Below are 18,989 nucleotides of genomic sequence, written 5' to 3'. Positions count from 1 at the left end.
GCCCCCGGCGGCGTGGACTCAGCGGGATGTCGGACCCGCCAAACATTCTTCCGCCCGAGCTTGTCTCGGCGGAGATAACAACTGGTTTTACGAGAATGACAATCGTATCTCAAATCTTGTAAAAAGACTGCTCAGTTTTTGGTGATCGAACTGTCGCATTTTTTGTTTTCCCTGTATTTGTGAGCCGACGGCGGTAGCCGCGGGCCTCTTTTTGTCCACGATTTACCAAGCGGCTGCCCGACGCTAACGCGTTCGGCTCACGAAATGGGTCAGTCGAATTAATCCTAATCTTCTCTGGTTGTCTCCATTCCAGCGGGACTTGCGCTGAACCGCTAAAACTTTGGGCTCGTTGTAAATTTTTGTTGCGCCGGTTTTCTGCCACCTCTCCACCAACTTCGCAGACTGCTGATTTAGTACGATATCACCGCTCCTATTTTAGCCGTTTGGGCCAACGCTGTGAAGCATTTTGAGCACGTAAAAAGCGGGGTTTTCACCAAGCTCCGAATATGAAAAAAGCCAGATTCCCCCCAAACACTAACTGAAACACTTCAGTCAGAAAGGAATCTGGCCATGAGTCGCAAGAAGCAGACAAAACGTAGTAAGCAAAACCAACGTCGCAAACCTAACCGCCAATCTCGTCGCAAGAACAAGACGATCTTCAACGAGGTGTGTCGTTGGATTGTTCCCAAAGGTGAATTGTTTACCAAAGATACATTTCATGGCAATATCAAATGGATGCCCGAAGAATTGGCGATCCAGGCACTCATCTGGTCTTGGCAAAATGAGATAAACGTCACCGATGCCTTCGATCAGACGATGGAAATCTGTGAAGAGCTGGGGCTTCACTGCACCGCCAAAACCTACACGGCCTTCATGAACGCATTGGATCGCTACGAATCGCTGTTCACGACGCGGCTTCGCCAGAGACATCAGTCATTGGCCCAGGAAGTGGGCGGACGTTTTTGGAGGTCCGCTGACTGGGTACTGATCGGCTTCGATGGGTCACGCGTGACGGTCCCGCGAACGGCCGCCAATGAGAAAGCTTTTTGTGCACCCAACTATGGCCGCGGCGTGCGTGCCAAATACGGAAAGAAGAAGTCCAAGGGGATGCGACGGAAGCGGAACCAGAAGAACAAACCTCAGCCACAAGAACCACAAATCTGGGTCACGATGATGTGGCACATGAGCCTTCGTCTACCGTGGACTTGGCGTTTGGGGCCATCGAACTCAAGCGAACGAGGCCACGTCGTGGAGATGCTTAAGGAAGAGACTTTCCCGGAAAAGACACTGTTTTGTGGTGACGCGGGCTTCGTAGGTTATCCTCTGTGGAGTGCGATCCTGGCTGCCGGTGGTGACTTCCTTGTTCGTGTCGGAGCGAACGTGAAGTTGCTCAGCGAGCAGGCTGATATCAAGCAACTCGGTGGAGGTCGAGTCTTGTGTTGGCCCAAGGGGAGGATGGAATCTGGCGCCCCGCCGCTGAAGCTGCGTCTGGTGAAAGTGAAAGTTGGCAAGACGAAGATGTGGATGCTTACGAGCGTATTGAGCGCTCGTAAGCTGAGGCACAAGCAGCTCATTGGTTACTACAAAATGCGTTGGGGAATCGAAGTCGAATTCCGCGGCTTGAAACAAACCATTGACAAGCACAAACTACGTTGCCGCAACAGCGATCGGGCATTGGCGGAACTGGACTGGTCGATTCGCGCGATGGCGATTGCCGAACTGCTGGCGCTGCGAGAACAGATTCCCGAACAGCAAGACGTTCCCGAGCAAGTCGACTATGATCCGAAAAAACGAAGTTTGGCCAACACGATGCGTTGCTTGCGACGCTGCATGCGTCGCCTCGACAAATATTGCAGTGCGAGTGACAACATGCTGCACAGCCTGTCGCAAGCCCTCGTCCAGACCTATCAAGCGGGCACGGACAAGAAGGCGCGTTACCGTCCAAAGAACCCACACAAGAAACCGTTGGGCGATCCTGAAATAAGAAAACTGAACATGGAAGAACGTAAAAAACTCGCCGAATTCCATCAAAACCAAGCAGCCTAAAATACTTCACAGCGTTGCGTTTGGGCGCTAGCCCCGGTTGGATGGCGACGAAACCGTGGCTAGCGCCCAAACGCAACGCTGTGAAGCATTTTCTCGTAGCTACCTTCGCCAGAAGGTGGTGATTCGTATTGGCCGGCAACCATCCACGCTCTGGCGAGCGTAGCTACGGAACGCAAATGCCGTAATTTGCCGTCTCTAAATTTTTCACAGCGTTGGCCAAAATGGCTAACTAAATCAGCAGTCTCCTTCGTCGGTGGAGAGGCAACTGCATATCGGCTGGAAGAAAAACTCGCCCCCCAGTATACGATGTCAAGCCCAAAGTTTTAGCGGCCCAGGCTTGTGCCGACAGGCGTAGGAATAAGAGTTTCTAGTTCGAACGTTTTACTCGCTGCAGCCGGACGGTTCACGCCGCGATCACTAATAACGTGGATCGTCAATTCCGATACTGACTATGGCACTTGGTGCACAAAGTGCCCATTTGAGCAAAGTGCCGCGTGGCCGATGCGTTGTCGTTACTTCGGATTGCGTCCTCGAGCTTCGCCGCGACTTGTTCAGCGGCAATCATTTGACTCCAGTACGTGTCGTCGTCGTGGTTCACTATCTCATCTGCTTTGGATGTCGATCTCAGGCGCACCGCTTCTCGGAAACCTTCGCGAAGCAGTGTCGCTTCGCCTGCGGGACGTAAATCGGGGTGCGAATCCAGTACGGCCCAGTCCGCATCGGCAAATGATTTGAGGTGTTCGTTGGCTTGATCGATTGCCACCATCAATGATGCCATTGAATTGATCGGAGCGGTCGAAACGAGGGGGGGCAATGGTTTGTCATTGGCCGGCATTTTGAAGGATTTCACGTCACGCCACAGTCCTGGATAGTGTTTGCTGGTGCCTGCCTTTTCCAGGATGTGCATTGCCGATTCATGATTGGCCGAGCCATCCGCGATACACGCAATGGCCGCCGCGGTCGGGCCGCGATGTTTGCCGTGATGGCAATGGATATAGAACGGACCGTCGGCGTTTTTGATGAGATTAACGATCGATTCGCCCGCGGCTTGATCCAGCCCATCGTAGCCGATCGGGATGTGCACGTAGCGTAAACCTGCCCGCTGGGCCGCCGCGATGTCCGGGCGAGCTCCATCGACACTGACCACCGTGCGAACGCCAAGTTTGGCGATCTCGGCGAAGGCGGCATCATCGGCCGGCTGCGCCCCCGAGTAAATCCGCTCGGTCAGTTGAAATAGGTTGTGAAGATGCGATTGCGAGTCTTGCGGGGGCGTTTGGATCCGCAGCGGAGGAGGCGAAGCGGGACTCGCAGGTTTGGTCGAGAACGCCGTTTCTTCGCCCGCCAGGCTGCCAGTGCCAATTGTGTAGCACAGCAAAACGCATACGAAAGCGGCGGAGAGCAGCGATGCCGTTGTTTTCATCGGACTCGAAAGCGGTAGGAAGGCGTTATTGTGGAGGGAACAAGTTCATGCATCATAACCACTGCAGCAACGCACACGCAGCCCCACCCCGCGCAACGTCCACCGCCGTAGCGAAACTCGCCAAGAGTTTCGTCCACGCCTCTCCAGCCACCATCCAACCCAACACATCGCATGTGAATGAAGTGAGCCGTGGGCCGTAAGGCACCGGGTAATGCGTGTAGCCCACTCGCATCCTGCTGGACTTTCTTGCGTATCCACCCCCACATCATCCCAACTCGCTCCTCAGCTGCTGCATCGTTTCACGCTGTCTTTTTTCAACGAACTTGCGTGCCTTCGCTGCCTTGTCCTTTGCTGCCGCGGGATCTTTGGCCATACCCAAAACGGCAGCGACAAGCTGTTGACGGCGTGATTCGTCATCGAGGTCGAACAACCAATCGCCCAGCCCGATGTCTTCCCACATCAAGCCTTTGCTGGTCTGTTCGTCAAAGCGGCAAACGATCGCGGGAACTCCGTGGCCAATACACATGATCGGAGAATGCATCTCGTTACCAAACAGGCCCGCACTGCGGACATACGTGCTGATCGCTTCGCCGGTTAACCAATAGTCCGGCCGCCATGCGACTCGCGGCAAAATCTCCGCTGGCAACTTGTCATAGATCATTTCCTTGCCGACCTGCATCTGCGTGCGGTCCTCCGGGCAAACCAGCACCTTCAAATCGGTTTTCTTGACGACTTCGATGATCGCCTCGCGAAGCAGAACATGATCGTGCTCCTTCATCAACTCGTTGCGTTGATGTTTGTCGTTGTCAAATTTCGCGTTCTCTTTGATCGTCCAGTATGGGGTGTAGCGAAGGCGTGGAATGCAGCAGAGGAATTTGCCGGTTTCAAGATCGTGTTTCTGCAGGAACGCTTCTGCTTTTTCGTCATCACGCAGATCACAGGCAAAGGCCGCGTCGGGGCCAAACTCCATCACGGGACTTTTTACCCCGAGTTGTTTCGCAAACGCAAGCGATTTTGAATCGCGAAAATAGACAAAGCTTGCCCCGCTGAGTACATCGACGGTTTTGCTCAGTGAGTCGGCAGAAGTCGCTTTGGTGGCATGAGACATTTTCGGTGGGAGTGTGATGCCGTAAATGCCGTACGGTTTGCCTGTTTTCTCACGCCATTCGCGAACATCCCTCTCAGCGACAAGCGATGCGCCGGACCCGTGCAGCATGAAGTCACATGTTTGGTAAGCTTCGGCAAGTTCCGGAGACCCTTTCTTGGCGATCTTCAATTTTGGAAATCGCGATCTCAGCAGGGCATCGACGCCGTTATCGACGTTGCTGGGATAGAGAACGATTTCGACATCCGGCAGATGAGTTTCCAGGATGCTCAGCAAACCAGGGGTATGAGCGATATCGCCGATATTCACGGTCTGCCACGATGATCGAAGCAGGATACGTTTGGGTTTGCTGTCGCCAGCAAAAGCGGCATTGAGACTCGCGATCGAAGAAACGCCGATTGCTGCAGCAGCGGACTGGGCTAGGAATTGACGACGATTGTGATTCATTGGGACGTTTTGAGGGGGAGCAGGAGGGCATCTGAAAAACATGAATGCGGCGGGAGGGCGAACAGCAGGTACCTCATTCTGATTGATATCGCGTCCCCGTTCCACAATCAGCGTCTCTTCCCGCGTTTGTTTCATTACTTTTCTCGCATTACGCTAAGCAGGTAGCCAGGAATCGTTGGGTGAATTCCCGTTAGTCGCGTGGACGCTAGCCACGGTTGAACGTTGGAACCGTGGCTAGCGGGCTGTTGATTTAGTGAGCCGTGGCGCGTGAGCGGCCGGGTCCCACGCATTACCCGGTGCCTTACGGCCCACGGCTCACGACTGCGATTTGGATTTCGATTAAATCAACAGCCCGCTAGTACCAAAACGGCTAATATGCTGAAAGACACCTGCCTAACTGCTTAGGTGCTTCAGCGCCGCAATCACATCATCGGGTTCCGCGCGAGTACGGTAGTCGACATTGACGTATCGCCAAGCGACAACGCCATCGCGTGAGAGTACGAACGTGACTGGGATTGGTAAGACACTACCGTTGCCGTTGTTGATCGCCGCCAAGTCGAGACCACGGTCGTTTCGCATATGCTCGAGAATCAACTCGGGAACTTTCCATGCCACTCCATATGTCGCGGCAACACGAGCGTCTTGATCCGAAAGCACCGTGAACTCTAGGGTGTCTCGTTCTGTCTGAGTCAACGACTCGTCGGGCATCTGAGGGCTGATTGCAACCAGCTGCGCACTGAGCCCCCGAATGTCTGGCATCCTCGCTTGCATCGCCCGCAGTTGCAGGTTGCAGTACGGGCACCAACTTCCTCGGTAGAACATCACAACCGCTGGTCCATCGGCAAGCAAAGAGGAAAGAGCGACCGTTTCGCCCTGCGGATTCGGCAACACAAATTCTGGTGCCGGTTGTCCCACAGCGATCGCCTTGCCTCCTTCTTGGAACTCACGAGCCTTCGCGAGAAGTTCGTCGATCTGGCGGGCGAACTCAGGCTTGGCTTGACGCGTTTTTGCAAACTGCGAGTCGGTTTGTTCTTTTAGACTTGTCATCTTGGTACTTCGAATGGTGTGTGTTATCGACAGCGAATCACTCGGCGTTACTCGTTGGACGTCACCGCTTTCGCACTCGTTCCAGGGTTCTGCCTGCTGAATTGCGTGCACCAGACTCAGAGCTTGGCAATCAGCGTGTTGCACGATTCCGCCGTGCGAATACGGGTGGCGTCATGTTTTTTTTACATAGAACGACGCTCCACTAAGACTCGCGAAAACTGGCTTCTAGCACAAAGGTTTAGTGTTAGATCATTGAACCTTTAAATCACTGAGCACATAAAGTCGAATGTGTGAACGTGTACTGCGTCCGCCATCCCCTGTGAAGCACGTGCCGACTCTCCAAGTTGCAAAACGACAACAGGGGAAAGCGGCTCTGCAAACGGTTGCGAACCCCGAATGATGTGCGTATCCGGCCGTTCCTGTCATCGCTTCGCGACTCAACGGTTGCGGTTTTATCGTAGTCCCCGGACTCACGTCCGGGGCTTTTGCATTTCGTCGCGTTGCGACTGGTCCAAGCGGTGCAGGCGTTGGCGACGCCTCCCAATTCATTCGAATGCCCGGCTATGCCGTCACATTCAACTCTTTGCAGCAAGATCGCCCGCAAATCATCCACGGGACACATTCGTGTCATTCGAGGGCCACGATCCATTTGTTTTTCATTTTCCTGTCCCCATTTTCCTGTAAAAATTGCCGTCCAAAACTTGGCGGTGTGTGCGGATCATGGCTTCCGGTAGATAGCGATTTCTTAGCTGGAAGGTGCGTTCGTCTCTGCTGCCCTTGTCAACTTCTGACCAAAGCGGTTGACGCAAGGATCAGCGTTGGCATCGTCGTCTTCCGCTGACGTGTATCGCTTGATATTCAGGTCGGCGGGCATAGGTTGCCAATCAGAAATCTCTGTTTCATCGATTGTGCACTCTCGTTATCCTGCTTTCATTACTCATTCCATCTACCGGAGGTTGCGATGCGTTCATTGAAAATCGTTGGGGCACTTGGTCTCGGACTTGTTTGTTGCTTGGCGGTTGCACAAGATCCTGCGTTGAAAACGCCATCGAATGAGTCGGAACAAGTCGAGGAAGACACTCGTGTTTATCCAAAGGTGTACCGTCTGCAAGACCTGCCGGTTTGGACGAAGGATGGGATGTTTAGCCCGTCACTAGTGATGTCATTGATCCAGTCAACGATTTCGCCCGAGAGCTGGGAGGCCAAAGGCGGGCCTTCGACAATGGCTCCCTACCCACAGAATGCATCCCTTGTAATCTCAACATCGAGTGAAAACCATGATGCGGTTATAGCGCTGCTGGAACAGTTCCGCCGCTAATCGAGGCCGGTCAAGAGCTGAATGACAAACTGATGTTGTTATCTCATTCCAAGCAGGGGGACTGACGATCGCTTCGTTCGCGAGCTGCGGGTGAACCTCGTCGAGATGGCAGAAAGTTCGATGCGACAAAAAAACGCCGTCGTTGATTCCACCGGAATTTCATCACCGAATGGGCTGGCTCGCGATGGGCTCATTGGCGAGCGAAGCAGGAGCGGACGTTGCGTCAGTCCCACCGCGGCGTTTTCGCCGCAACCATTTCTCGAATCCTACAATCATGTACGTCGCCAATCCAGTTAGCAGGATGCGCCACCAGGCATCCCAGCCAATCGGGGCGCTGTGGAAAATGCGATTCATGATAGGCACGTAGGTAAACGCCAACTGCAATACCAACATCGTGGCCACCCCGAGACCGATCCAGCGATTCGAAAACACTCCTATTGCGAACATCGATTTCGTCAGCGAGCGACAGTTGAATAAGTAAAACAACTCGACCATCACAAACACGTTCACCGAAACCGTGCGTGCGACGACTTCGCTGTAGCCTCGCCCTATCGCCCATTCAAACGAACCAAATGCCCCTACCAACATAACCAGCGAGACGAGGATGATTCGGCCGATCAACTCGCCAGTCAACAGGGGAGCTCGCGGATCGCGTGGGGGCCGTGTCATGATGTCGTCTTCCTTGGGCTCAAACGCAAGCATCAGTCCCAACAAAACCGCGGTGGTCATGTTGATCCACAGGATTTGCACCGGCAGGATTGGCAACGCCACGCCCACAAAGATTGCCGCCAAAATCACCAACCCTTCGCCCATGTTCGTGGGCAGTGTCCATACGATGAACTTGGTCAGGTTGTCGAACACGCCGCGGCCTTCTTCGACCGCAGCTTCGATCGAGGCAAAGTTGTCGTCGGTCAGCACCATGTCGGCGGCTTCCTTGGCAACTTCGGTCCCACCGATCCCCATCGCTACCCCGATGTCGGCCTGCTTCAGCGCCGGCGCATCGTTGACTCCGTCACCGGTCATGGCGACGATGTGCCCGTTGGCCTGCAACGCGCGAACGAGTCGCAGTTTCAACTCGGGAGTCGCTCGGGCGAACACGGCCACCTGATCCGCCACCTCGATCAGCTGTTGGTCGCTGGTCCCGGCAAGATCGTGAGCGGTCTTGACGATGGGGGCGTGGTTGTTGCCAGTGTCGGTCCCATCGAGTCCCAGTTGCTGAGCAATCGCTTGTGCTGTCTTGGCATGATCTCCGGTGATCATTTTGACGCGGATGCCCGCGGTCTGACACGCTTTGATCGCCGCCACGGCTTCGGGACGCGGCGGATCGATCATGCCTTGCAACCCATAGAAGACAAGATCGCCGACATCGCCGTGGCTGATTTCGCGGGTCGCCGGTGGCAGTTGTTTCCCCGCAAACGCCAACACTCGCAGTCCTTCGGCAGCCATCGCTTCGACTTGGTGATGAACCATGGCGACGTCCAGCGGGCAGGTTTCTCCCGATGCGGTCATTGCCAACGGGCACTTCGACAGCAGTACTTCCACCGCTCCTTTGACATACAGATGCCGTGCGTGATCGGCCACGTTGTCGTGCAAGGTCGCCATGTATTGATGCTGTGACTCAAATGGAATTGTGTCCAACCGAGGCATTTGCGTGTCGAGTTGCTTTCCGTCCAGGCCCGCTTTGCCCGCCACGGCGATCAGTGCGCCCTCGGTCGGATCGCCTTGCACTTTCCATCCTGAATCGGTGCTCATCAATTGTGAGTCGTTGCACATCAATCCTGTCTGCAGACAATGACGCACTGCGGCGCTCGTCAAAATCTCGGCTTGCTCGTCGCCGCAGACCTGTATTTTGCCGGTCGGTTCATAGCCGCTTCCCGATGTCGTCAACCGCTGACTTGCGGCCCAGATTTCCAGCACGGTCATCTGGTTTACGGTCAACGTGCCGGTTTTATCGGAACAGACAACCGTGGTGCCGCCGAGCGTTTCCACGGCGGGCAGTTTGCGAATGATCGCACGCCGGCGAGCCATGCGGGCGACACCGATCGCCAGCGTAATCGTCACCGCAGCAGGCAATCCTTCGGGGATCGCACCGACGGCCAATGCAACGGCTGCCATAAACATCTCGAATTTGGCTTGCCCACGCCACACGCCGACGGCGAAAGTGACCGCGGCCAACAACAGAATCACGACCAGCAGCACGCGGCTGAATTTGGCGATCTTCCGCGTCAGAGGTGTTTCCAGCACATCGGCCAGCGAAATGAGTTCGGAAATACGTCCGACCTCGGTTTTGGCTGCGGTTGCCACGACGACACCGCGGCCTTGGCCGTAAGTCACGAGCGTGGAGGCGTAAGCCATGTTGCGGCGTTCGGCGAGCGGCGTTTCCAACCGTAGTTCGATTGCCTTCTTTTCGGTCGGGACTGACTCGCCCGTCAGCGCCGACTCGTCCACTTGCAAATCACGCGACCGCAATAAACGCAGATCCGCAGGAACCTTGTCACCCGATTGCAACAACACCACGTCACCTGGCACCAATTCGGTTGATGGCACGTTTCTCGTTTCTCCCGAGCGAACCACGCGAGCTTCGGTCAATGTGGTCCTGGCCAGTGCCTCGAGTGCTTTGGCGGCTTTTGACTCTTGCAGGTAACCGATGATCGCGTTCACCAGCACCACGCCGAAAATGACCGACGCGTCTACCCACTCGTCCAACAAGGCAGTGATCACCGCCGCAGTCAAAAGGATGTACAGCAGCGGCTGATGAAACTGCATCAGAAAACGAATTAGCGGTCCAGGACCGCCGCGGACAGGTATGGAGTTGGAGCCAAAATGCCGTTGGCGTGCTTCGACCTCGAACCGATCCAGTCCACTTTTCGAATCGCTTTTCAGCAATCGGACGACTTCATCCGCAGCAGTATGATGCCACAGTCGTTCAATCAGCGTTTCCATGCTTGCTCCTGCCGTTATTGCCGCACTTATGTTAGCCGCTTGGGCCAACGCTGTGAAGTATTTTAGGCTGCTTGGTTTTGATGGAATTCGGCGAGTTTTTTACGTTCTTCCATGTTCAGTTTTCTTATTTCAGGATCGCCCAACGGTTTCTTGTGTGGGTTCTTTGGACGGTAACGCGCCTTCTTGTCCGTGCCCGCTTGATAGGTCTGGACGAGGGCTTGCGACAGGCTGTGCAGCATGTTGTCACTCGCACTGCAATATTTGTCGAGGCGACGCATGCAGCGTCGCAAGCAACGCATCGTGTTGGCCAAACTTCGTTTTTTCGGATCATAGTCGACTTGCTCGGGAACGTCTTGCTGTTCGGGAATCTGTTCTCGCAGCGCCAGCAGTTCGGCAATCGCCATCGCGCGAATCGACCAGTCCAGTTCCGCCAATGCCCGATCGCTGTTGCGGCAACGTAGTTTGTGCTTGTCAATGGTTTGTTTCAAGCCGCAGAATTCGACCTCGATTCCCCAACGCATTTTGTAGTAACCAATGAGCTGCTTGTGCCTCAGCTTACGAGCGCTCAATACGCTCGTAAGCATCCACATCTTCGTCTTGCCAACTTTCACTTTCACCAGACGCAGCTTCAGCGGCGGGGCGCCAGATTCCATCCTCCCCTTGGGCCAACACAAGACTCGACCTCCACCGAGTTGCTTGATATCAGCCTGCTCGCTGAGCAACTTCACGTTCGCTCCGACACGAACAAGGAAGTCACCACCGGCAGCCAGGATCGCACTCCACAGAGGATAACCTACGAAGCCCGCGTCACCACAAAACAGTGTCTTTTCCGGGAAAGTCTCTTCCTTAAGCATCTCCACGACGTGGCCTCGTTCGCTTGAGTTCGATGGCCCCAAACGCCAAGTCCACGGTAGACGAAGGCTCATGTGCCACATCATCGTGACCCAGATTTGTGGTTCTTGTGGCTGAGGTTTGTTCTTCTGGTTCCGCTTCCGTCGCATCCCCTTGGACTTCTTCTTTCCGTATTTGGCACGCACGCCGCGGCCATAGTTGGGTGCACAAAAAGCTTTCTCATTGGCGGCCGTTCGCGGGACCGTCACGCGTGACCCATCGAAGCCGATCAGTACCCAGTCAGCGGACCTCCAAAAACGTCCGCCCACTTCCTGGGCCAATGACTGATGTCTCTGGCGAAGCCGCGTCGTGAACAGCGATTCGTAGCGATCCAATGCGTTCATGAAGGCCGTGTAGGTTTTGGCGGTGCAGTGAAGCCCCAGCTCTTCACAGATTTCCATCGTCTGATCGAAGGCATCGGTGACGTTTATCTCATTTTGCCAAGACCAGATGAGTGCCTGGATCGCCAATTCTTCGGGCATCCATTTGATATTGCCATGAAATGTATCTTTGGTAAACAATTCACCTTTGGGAACAATCCAACGACACACCTCGTTGAAGATCGTCTTGTTCTTGCGACGAGATTGGCGGTTAGGTTTGCGACGTTGGTTTTGCTTACTACGTTTTGTCTGCTTCTTGCGACTCATGGCCAGATTCCTTTCTGACTGAAGTGTTTCAGTTAGTGTTTGGGGGGAATCTGGCTTTTTTCATATTCGGAGCTTGGTGAAAACCCCGCTTTTTACGTGCTCAAAATGCTTCACAGCGTTGCGCTTGGGCGCTAGCCCCGGTTGGATGGTGACGAAACCATGGCTAGTGCCAAAACGGATAACTAAACCAGCAGTTCGCGAGTTGTTTCGCCAGCACCGCTGACTCAAGGGGCGAAACAATTGGGGACAATTGTTCTACGACAATTGTTCAACATTGCAAAGCAAATGTGCGAAGCTGGAACCCGCGGAATCCTTGTTGTCACGATTCGCACAGGTGTGACGCTGTGTCTCGCTATCCGTTTCCGAAACCATGCGGCTGTTCGGCAGAGCGATTGACGGCTTGATGCCAGCGTTTGATAAACGTTTCACCATGCTCGGCTTCGAGTCGCTGTCGTTCGACGCGGACCTTCTCCAAAACTTTGGGCCACCACACGGTATCGAGGTAGTCTAGGCGACGCTTCTTTTCTTCCGCTGAAATTCCCTCGGCATTGGGATCCATGTCGGCGTGGTCAAATTGCATTTGCCGCCAACAGTCGCCTTTGGCGGGCACGTAGCCCGTCGAATCTTGAGGGAATTCTTCGCCAAAATGCTCTAAATCGGATTTGTGAAACATCTCGTTTTCTCCCTTCGTAAGCTCGGCGATTGTATTGTGATTGGATCTCGCCAACCTCTATTGTACGGCAACTTTGCTGTACTGCAGGGGCGTCACTGCGAACAAATTGGAAGGCGCCCCGTTTGCTAAGGCCGATGGAAATGCCGTTCTCGAGTTGCAGTAAGCAGGTCGTCCGGTATTTACCGGTGAAACGTCGATCATTCTGTGAGCCGACGGCAGCTAGCCGCGGGCATGTTTCCTGCAATATTAATAGGCCCGCGGCTAGCGCCGTCGGCTCAGGTCAATACGTTGAGTGACTCATATTGACCTGCGGCGGAATCATCATCAGGCACGTAGTACCAGCACCGGACAGTGCGCCAAACGAACCACCCGCTCGGCGGTTGAGCCGATCAACAGGCGAGTCACGCCGGTGCGGCCATGCGACGGCAACACGATCAAATCGAATCCGTTCTGTTCTGCATAGTCGGTGATACCGTGCGCCGGTTCGTTGACGACCGTTTCGTAGTTCAATCCTTGATGCGAAACGTCATTAAATTCCGCTTGCAGCATCTCTAAGACGCGCTGCTGGTGGTCCGTGTCGATTTCCGCCGCCAAGCCAACGTCGGGCATGCCCCAACCTGCACTACCGCCGAGTCCGATGCCGTTGTCAGCGGAATAACCGTAAAGCGGAACAGGTTCAACGACGTGCAATACTGTAATGTTGTCGTTCTTGCCCGCGATCTTCATCGCCGTTTCAACCGCGGGGAGCGAGAATTCAGAGAAGTCATACGGCACAAGAATTTTTGCGTTATCAAAGTGGCTCATGATTTCCTCAGGCGGGTGTAGACCAGGATGCTTTGGCGGAAACGGTATATCGTTTTCTAATACACGTTTACGCACACGCTGTGCCAATTCGCATCGCTGCGTGTCTGCCGATTTACAATTCGTTGGCGGCGATACCGTCGTGTCCTCGGCTGGACACCACCGCTTCGGTTGCTTGTTGCCTCTCGATACAATTGGATTCATGAGAAAACAACCAACCAAAATCGTGGTGCTCGGCGGCGGGTTTGCCGGTGCGTACTGTGTCAAGCAACTCGAAAAACGGATGCGTGGACGTGACGTGCAAATCACGCTTGTCAACGAGCAGAACTATTTCGTTTTCACGCCGATGTTGGTCGAGGCAGCCACGTCCGCGCTCGAACCACGCCATGTGATCGTGCCACTGAGAGGTTTCTTGTCGTCCAGTGACTTTGTGATGGCAAAAGTCGAAAGCGTCGACTTGGATTCCCAAACGGTCACGGTTCAGCCCGAATTTGGCGACACCGTGAACTTATCCTACGACCATCTGGTGATGGCGATGGGAAGCGTCACACGGATGCCAGGAATCTCAGGAGTAAAAGAATACGCGTATGGACTGAAAACGCTGGCCGATGCCACGGTGCTGCGAGATCGAGCGATTGGGATGTTGGAAATGGCCAACCTTGCACCCGATCACGAGCATCGCCAGAGTTGGTTAACGTTTGCGGTGGTCGGAGCCGGGTACACCGGAGTGGAAGCGGCGGGCGAGTTTAATGCGTTCTTGAGAGAGGCACTTCGAGAGTATCGCAACGTTAGCGAGCCCGATATTCGCGTGATGCTGATCCAGCGTTCTGGGCGAATCTTGGATACGCTCGATGAAGCGATGTCCGAGAAGGCGAGCGGCGTGATGCGGCGTAACGGCGTCGAGATTCGTTTGAACGAAAGCGTCTCGGAGGTCTCCGAAACGTCCTTCACTCTGCAAAGCGGCGAACAAATTGGCTCCCATACAGTGATTTGGTCAGCTGGAGTGGCTCCGCCGCCGCTGCTGAAGGAACTCGACTTGCCGATCAACGCCCACGGGTATCTCGAGTGCGAACGCGACTTGCGTGTGAAGGGCCGCGAAAATATTTGGGGGATCGGCGATTGTGCCTCCAATCTCGACGCGGCGGGTAACGCGTACCCGCCCACCGCACAACATGCGTTGCGGGAGGGACGCATGGCCGCTGAGAATCTGGCAGCGGTACTACGCGGTCGCTCGACGCTACCGCTGAACTATCGCAACAAAGGCACGATGGCTCCGCTGGGCGGTCGTCAAGCGATCGCTAACGTGTTCGGCATGCACCTCACCGGGCTGGTCGCCTGGTTTTTATGGCGAACCGTATATCTCGGTATCATGCCGGGTTTTGGTCGCAAGTTACGTGTGGCAATGGACTGGACGGCCGATATGTTTTTCCGGCGTGATTACTCGCAACAAAGTATTCATGTGACAAGCGATCGAGCGACTGAGGAAAAGTCGTAAGCAAGATTGCTGTTGTTCTTAGGTAGCGAAACTCGCCAAGAGTTTCGGCTGGATAGGGAATTCCGAAACTCTTGGCGAGTTTCGCTACAACGATGCACGGCGATTCGTAGCGGGAGTGTTTTGACTACGAGGTGCTTGCGACGACGATTGCGACGGGCATCGTGAACAGGTCGATGCGTTCTTGAGTGGCAATCGAGAATCCGGCTTCTTCGACTAACCGCTCCAGCGGGATCGGTTGGCAATCGACGATGTGCGGAAAATGAGTGTGCATCCAGACGTAGGTGCGTTCCAGCACACTTTCGGATTTACCGTCCGAAACCGTTGCCATACTGACCACGCCAAGACGTCCACCCGGCTTCAGAACTCGCCGGCATTCCGCTAACACGCTGGGGATTCGTGCGATCGGAAACAGCTCGAGTGTGAAGCTCATTACCACGCAATCGAACGTCGAATCGGTGTAGGGCAGCGGCGGCGTTTCTTGGACGACCAACGCCACCCGATCGTTATATCCCGCCTGCTTCAATCGTTTCATGGCAACGTCATGCATCCCGGACGAGATGTCCACTCCTGCTACCAATCCGGTTGGGCCCACGGATTCGGCAATCGCCAACAGGGAATGTCCCGTGCCAAATCCGATCTCCAGAACCGATTCGCCCGGTGCGATGTCCAGCAGTGCTAGGCCTCGCTCGCGAGCGACATGTTCACCCCCGTCGGCGATCAAGTCATATGCATGGCTGATGCGATCGTAAAACTTTTCCGTTGCGTTCATAGCTAAGAAGCTCGGCTGAAGAGGGAATACAAGTGTGGTGCCATTCTGAAATATACCGTTTTGTTTGCGGTCGCGGTGCAAGCAACGTTCCGTTTCGGGCTCGTTAACGAATCGGAAGGCGATGCGCGTCATGGAGCTGGCAAACCGTGTAGACTATTGACGGGCGAGTTGGCGATGATTGGAAGAATTGCCTCAAGCGTTCCCGACTGCGTCCTCGCCTGTCCCTACCCGCCGCTTAGATTTGCTTCCCTCCGCACCAGCCCCCTCCTGCACCATGGATTCACCGCTCATTGACGCTGAACACTGTGCGATCGTGGATAAGAATCGCGACGTGATCAACGAAGTCCATCCGTGATGGTTCTGGAGTTCGCTAAGCAGTTCGCCAAACAGTTCGATTGCTCAATCCGTTGTCTGCTCGTCGCCGGTTTCGTTTGGTTCGTTCCGGCGATTGCTGCCGCGGGTGAACCTGTTGACTTTGTGACTCAAGTTCTGCCGATTGTTCAACAGCATTGTATTCGCTGTCATTCGCCGGGTATCGACAAGGGAGATGTCTCGTTGGCGACGGCAGATGATTTGCTGGACAATGACTACATCATTCCTGGCGAGTCGGACGCGAGTCCGCTGATCGATTTGATCGTAGCTGTCGAAGGCGGCGTGCCAGAAATGCCCCAGCAGAGTAAACCGCTTTCTGAACGGGAAGTGCAAATGATTCGCGATTGGATTGATCAAGGCGCGAGTTGGCCCGGCGACGTCGTAATCCACGAGAAATCCAAGGCGGACGAAACGTGGTGGTCACTGCAACCGATCCGCAAAGAGGTCACCACAAAGACGAGCATCGACGAGTTCGTTCGTGGAAAACTTGCGGTGCACGATCTTAGCCTGAGCCCGATCGCGGATCGCCGTACATTAATTCGTCGCCTCACTTTCGATCTGCATGGATTGCCGCCGTCACCCGAAGCGGTCGACGCCTTTGTCAGCGATCCAGACCCTCGGGCGTACGAGAAACTGGTTGACCGCTTGCTCGATTCAACGCACTATGGCGAGCGTTACGCACGTCATTGGCTCGACATCGCTCATTACGCGGATACCCACGGATTTGAACGCGACATGCGACGCGACAACGCTTGGCGGTATCGTGATTACGTCATCGGGGCACTGAACGATGACAAACCGTACGATCGTTTTTTGCAAGAACAAATCTGCGGCGATGTGTTGTGGCCCGAGGATCCGCAAGCGGTAATTGCGACCGGTTTCCTGGCGTCGGGGCCGTGGGATTTCGTGGGTCAAGTCGAAACGAAAAGCGATGAACTTCGCCGAGCGGCTCGCTCACTTGATCTCGACGATATGGCAACTCAGGTGCTGACTACGACGATGGCGATGACTATCAACTGCGCTCGATGTCATGATCATAAACTGGATCCCATTTCACAGCGTGAGTATTACGAACTACAAGCCGTCTTCGCGGGAGTCAAACGCGAGGATCGCCTCGTTGGCGGGCTCACATTACAGAAGTACGAGAACGACAAGACTCAGCTGACCCACCGACTTAGCGAGATCGATTATGAGATCGGGAAACTTGAAGGCACGGGAATCGACTTGGCGGATTTGGTGGGCGGTGGTAACGGCCATGGCACGGGAAAATATCGAGACGGCATCGACGTTCGATCCGGAGCGATCGATCGCCGCGATCTCGGTTCGCTCGGCACGGTTGTGACGAACAAGTTTACGCCGTCCGAGTTGCCGTATGTCGATGGTGTTTTCATTCCCGATGGACACGAAGAAAACGCTGAGATTGTGGTTAGCTCGACCGGGATTACCGTGTCGGGACTGCCTAGCACATCAGGTGCCGCTTGGGATTTGATTCGCAACGGTCCGGTGACCAGTCAGCATTCGAACGAACTTGGTGGCATCGATTTCACAAAACCGGGCCATTCCGTCCTAGGAATGCACGCAAACGCAGGGATTACATTTGATCTGGATGCGATTCGCAGTGTCAACGGCGTTCGTAAAGAAAACGGCGATGGTGAGTTTCGATTTACTGCCAAGCTTGGCTACTTTGGCGCAGCGGGCAGCTTTCACGCTGACGCTTGGGTGTTCATCGATGGACGCCTAGTCGCCGAGAATCGCGGGATTCGGCGCGACGATGGCTTGCATCATCTTGACGTCACTGTGCCTCGGGAGGCACGATTCTTGACCTTGGTTTCCACGGATGGCGGTAACGGTTACGGGCATGATCAAGTCGGTTTTGGTGATGCGAAATTAATCGCCACGGAATCCATTTCGCTCACAACCAGCGACCAACAACGTCTTAAAAAACTTCGCTGCGAACGCGGTTCGATATCTGATCGATTGGCGAAGCTCGCCCCACCGCCGAGGTTCTACGGAGTTTCGTCATCTATGGACGTGCCCCAAGTTCATGTTTTGATACGGGGCGACCCCGAGTCGCCAAGCGGTGAACCACTCGCGCCCGCGGCACTCGGTTGCCTAACGATGCTGCGGCCCGCCCTCGCATCTCACGAGTCTAATGCAGCAGAACGGCGTGTCACGCTGGCGAACTGGATCACTCACCCCGACAATCCATTGACGCCGCGGGTGATCGTCAATCGCCTGTGGCAATGGCACTTTGGTCAAGGCATTGTCAACACGGCGAGTGACTTTGGCTTTGGCGGCGGGCGTCCCTCGCACCCTGAGTTGCTTGATTGGTTGGCGACAGAATTGTCCAGAAAGAATGGATCTCTCAAGGCAATGCATCGTCTGATTTTGAATAGTCAGACGTACAAGCAACAATCAAGCGATTTGAAGGATTTGGCGGGTGTTGAATTGGATGCTGGCAATCGACTGTTGTGGCGTCAGAATCCACGTCGCATCGAAGCGGAGGCGATTCGCGATGCGGTGTTATTCGTCAGTGGCAAGTTGAATCTCGAGCGTGGCGGTCCAGGATTCGAAGATTTTGAGTATCAAGAAGCGTACGCTCCGATCTACACCTACCGGACCGCCGATCAACCCGAGCTTTGGCGGCGAAGTATTTATCGCTATATCGTTCGTACGACGCCCGACGGTTTTTTGACCACGTTGGATTGCCCCGATCCTGCGAATATGACACCCAAAAGAAGCACGACAACCACCCCGCTGCAATCGCTCGCATTGCTGAACAATGATTTTATGCTCAGGCAAACACGCTATTTCGCCGCGCGAATTGTGCAGGAAGTCGGTGGCGAGCCGGAACGCCAAGTGGTGCGTGCTTTCGAATTGGCGTTCGCAAGAAAACCATCGGCCCTGGAAATGCAATTAGCGGAGCCGTTTGTCAAAGCCCAGGGACTTTTTTCGCTTTGCCGATCGTTATTAAACACCAATGAATTTGTTTACTTGGATTAACGAGATCGGCTG

General features: G+C 54.7%; 12 protein-coding genes. 4 read left to right on the top strand and 8 right to left on the bottom strand.

Annotated features, from left to right (window positions below):
- Positions 1 to 570 precede the first annotated feature (570 nt).
- Positions 571 to 2,046 carry a transposase gene (locus SH528x_RS25540; RefSeq protein WP_442505179.1) on the top strand — a complete coding sequence of 492 codons (1,476 nt, stop codon included), beginning with the start codon at positions 571 to 573 and terminating at the stop codon, positions 2,044 to 2,046.
- Positions 2,047 to 2,479: 433 nt separating this feature from the next.
- Here SH528x_RS25540 and SH528x_RS25535 read toward each other — a convergent pair whose 3' ends face one another.
- The 3 genes from SH528x_RS25535 to SH528x_RS25525 all read right to left on the bottom strand — a co-directional run bounded on the left by SH528x_RS25535 (position 2,480) and on the right by SH528x_RS25525 (position 6,065).
- On the bottom strand, positions 2,480 to 3,466 hold the full coding sequence (locus SH528x_RS25535; RefSeq protein ID WP_442506273.1) for a cytochrome c: 987 nt from the start codon (positions 3,464 to 3,466) through the stop codon (positions 2,480 to 2,482).
- A gap of 265 nt (positions 3,467 to 3,731) precedes the next feature.
- Positions 3,732 to 5,018, bottom strand: coding sequence for a polysaccharide pyruvyl transferase family protein (locus SH528x_RS25530; protein WP_442506272.1), 1,287 nt, complete (start codon positions 5,016 to 5,018; stop codon positions 3,732 to 3,734).
- Between the two features lie 393 nt (positions 5,019 to 5,411).
- Entirely contained in the window at positions 5,412 to 6,065 is a 654-nt protein-coding gene (locus tag SH528x_RS25525; RefSeq protein WP_442506271.1) for a peroxiredoxin-like family protein, read from the bottom strand.
- A gap of 961 nt (positions 6,066 to 7,026) precedes the next feature.
- Here SH528x_RS25525 and SH528x_RS25520 point away from each other — a divergent pair.
- Entirely contained in the window at positions 7,027 to 7,383 is a 357-nt protein-coding gene (locus SH528x_RS25520) for a hypothetical protein (RefSeq protein ID WP_442506270.1), read from the top strand.
- 162 nt (positions 7,384 to 7,545) lie between these two features.
- Here the strand turns inward: SH528x_RS25520 and SH528x_RS25515 are convergent, their stop codons facing one another.
- The 4 genes from SH528x_RS25515 to SH528x_RS25500 form a co-directional block, all read right to left on the bottom strand.
- Positions 7,546 to 10,326 carry a cation-transporting P-type ATPase gene (locus SH528x_RS25515; protein WP_442506269.1) on the bottom strand — a complete coding sequence of 927 codons (2,781 nt, stop codon included), beginning with the start codon at positions 10,324 to 10,326 and terminating at the stop codon, positions 7,546 to 7,548.
- 62 nt (positions 10,327 to 10,388) lie between these two features.
- Positions 10,389 to 11,864, bottom strand: coding sequence for a transposase (locus SH528x_RS25510; protein WP_442506268.1), 1,476 nt, complete (start codon positions 11,862 to 11,864; stop codon positions 10,389 to 10,391).
- Between the two features lie 352 nt (positions 11,865 to 12,216).
- On the bottom strand, positions 12,217 to 12,537 hold the full coding sequence (locus tag SH528x_RS25505) for a hypothetical protein (RefSeq protein WP_442506267.1): 321 nt from the start codon (positions 12,535 to 12,537) through the stop codon (positions 12,217 to 12,219).
- A 324-nt stretch (positions 12,538 to 12,861) separates the two neighbouring features.
- Entirely contained in the window at positions 12,862 to 13,542 is a 681-nt protein-coding gene (locus tag SH528x_RS25500) for a universal stress protein (protein WP_442506266.1), read from the bottom strand.
- Here SH528x_RS25500 and SH528x_RS25495 point away from each other — a divergent pair.
- The gene (locus SH528x_RS25495) at positions 13,541 to 14,833 is read left to right on the top strand and encodes an NAD(P)/FAD-dependent oxidoreductase (RefSeq protein WP_442506265.1); all 1,293 of its coding nucleotides are present in this window, start codon (positions 13,541 to 13,543) and stop codon (positions 14,831 to 14,833) included. The two genes, SH528x_RS25500 and SH528x_RS25495, sit on opposite strands and share 2 nt — an antisense overlap.
- A 124-nt stretch (positions 14,834 to 14,957) precedes the next feature.
- On the opposite strand, the gene SH528x_RS25490 is transcribed toward SH528x_RS25495, so the two are convergent.
- Complete coding sequence (locus SH528x_RS25490; RefSeq protein WP_442506264.1) at positions 14,958 to 15,602, bottom strand: class I SAM-dependent methyltransferase; 645 nt, start codon at positions 15,600 to 15,602, stop codon at positions 14,958 to 14,960.
- Positions 15,603 to 15,956: 354 nt separating this feature from the next.
- On the opposite strand from SH528x_RS25490, the gene SH528x_RS25485 reads away from it, so the two are divergent.
- On the top strand, positions 15,957 to 18,977 hold the full coding sequence (locus SH528x_RS25485) for a DUF1553 domain-containing protein (RefSeq protein WP_442512174.1): 3,021 nt from the start codon (positions 15,957 to 15,959) through the stop codon (positions 18,975 to 18,977).
- Positions 18,978 to 18,989: the final 12 nt, after the last annotated feature.

This window comes from Novipirellula methanifontis, assembly GCF_052161655.1.
Lineage (GTDB): Bacteria > Planctomycetota > Planctomycetia > Pirellulales > Pirellulaceae > Novipirellula.
This window is presented reverse-complemented; position numbering and strand designations above follow the sequence as displayed.

Excerpts from the sequence above, each read along its gene's own strand:
- SH528x_RS25495 (WP_442506265.1), top strand. The coding sequence starts at position 13,541 with ATGAGAAAACAACCAACCAAAATCGTGGTGCTCGGCGGCGGGTTTGCC.
- SH528x_RS25540 (WP_442505179.1), top strand. The coding sequence starts at position 571 with ATGAGTCGCAAGAAGCAGACAAAACGTAGTAAGCAAAACCAACGTCGC.
- SH528x_RS25515 (WP_442506269.1), bottom strand. The coding sequence starts at position 10,326 with ATGGAAACGCTGATTGAACGACTGTGGCATCATACTGCTGCGGATGAA.
- SH528x_RS25510 (WP_442506268.1), bottom strand. The coding sequence starts at position 11,864 with ATGAGTCGCAAGAAGCAGACAAAACGTAGTAAGCAAAACCAACGTCGC.
- SH528x_RS25490 (WP_442506264.1), bottom strand. The coding sequence starts at position 15,602 with ATGAACGCAACGGAAAAGTTTTACGATCGCATCAGCCATGCATATGAC.
- SH528x_RS25520 (WP_442506270.1), top strand. The coding sequence starts at position 7,027 with ATGCGTTCATTGAAAATCGTTGGGGCACTTGGTCTCGGACTTGTTTGT.
- SH528x_RS25500 (WP_442506266.1), bottom strand. The coding sequence starts at position 13,542 with ATGAATCCAATTGTATCGAGAGGCAACAAGCAACCGAAGCGGTGGTGT.
- SH528x_RS25485 (WP_442512174.1), top strand. The coding sequence starts at position 15,957 with ATGGTTCTGGAGTTCGCTAAGCAGTTCGCCAAACAGTTCGATTGCTCA.
- SH528x_RS25525 (WP_442506271.1), bottom strand. The coding sequence starts at position 6,065 with ATGACAAGTCTAAAAGAACAAACCGACTCGCAGTTTGCAAAAACGCGT.
- SH528x_RS25530 (WP_442506272.1), bottom strand. The coding sequence starts at position 5,018 with ATGAATCACAATCGTCGTCAATTCCTAGCCCAGTCCGCTGCTGCAGCA.
- SH528x_RS25505 (WP_442506267.1), bottom strand. The coding sequence starts at position 12,537 with ATGTTTCACAAATCCGATTTAGAGCATTTTGGCGAAGAATTCCCTCAA.
- SH528x_RS25535 (WP_442506273.1), bottom strand. The coding sequence starts at position 3,466 with ATGAAAACAACGGCATCGCTGCTCTCCGCCGCTTTCGTATGCGTTTTG.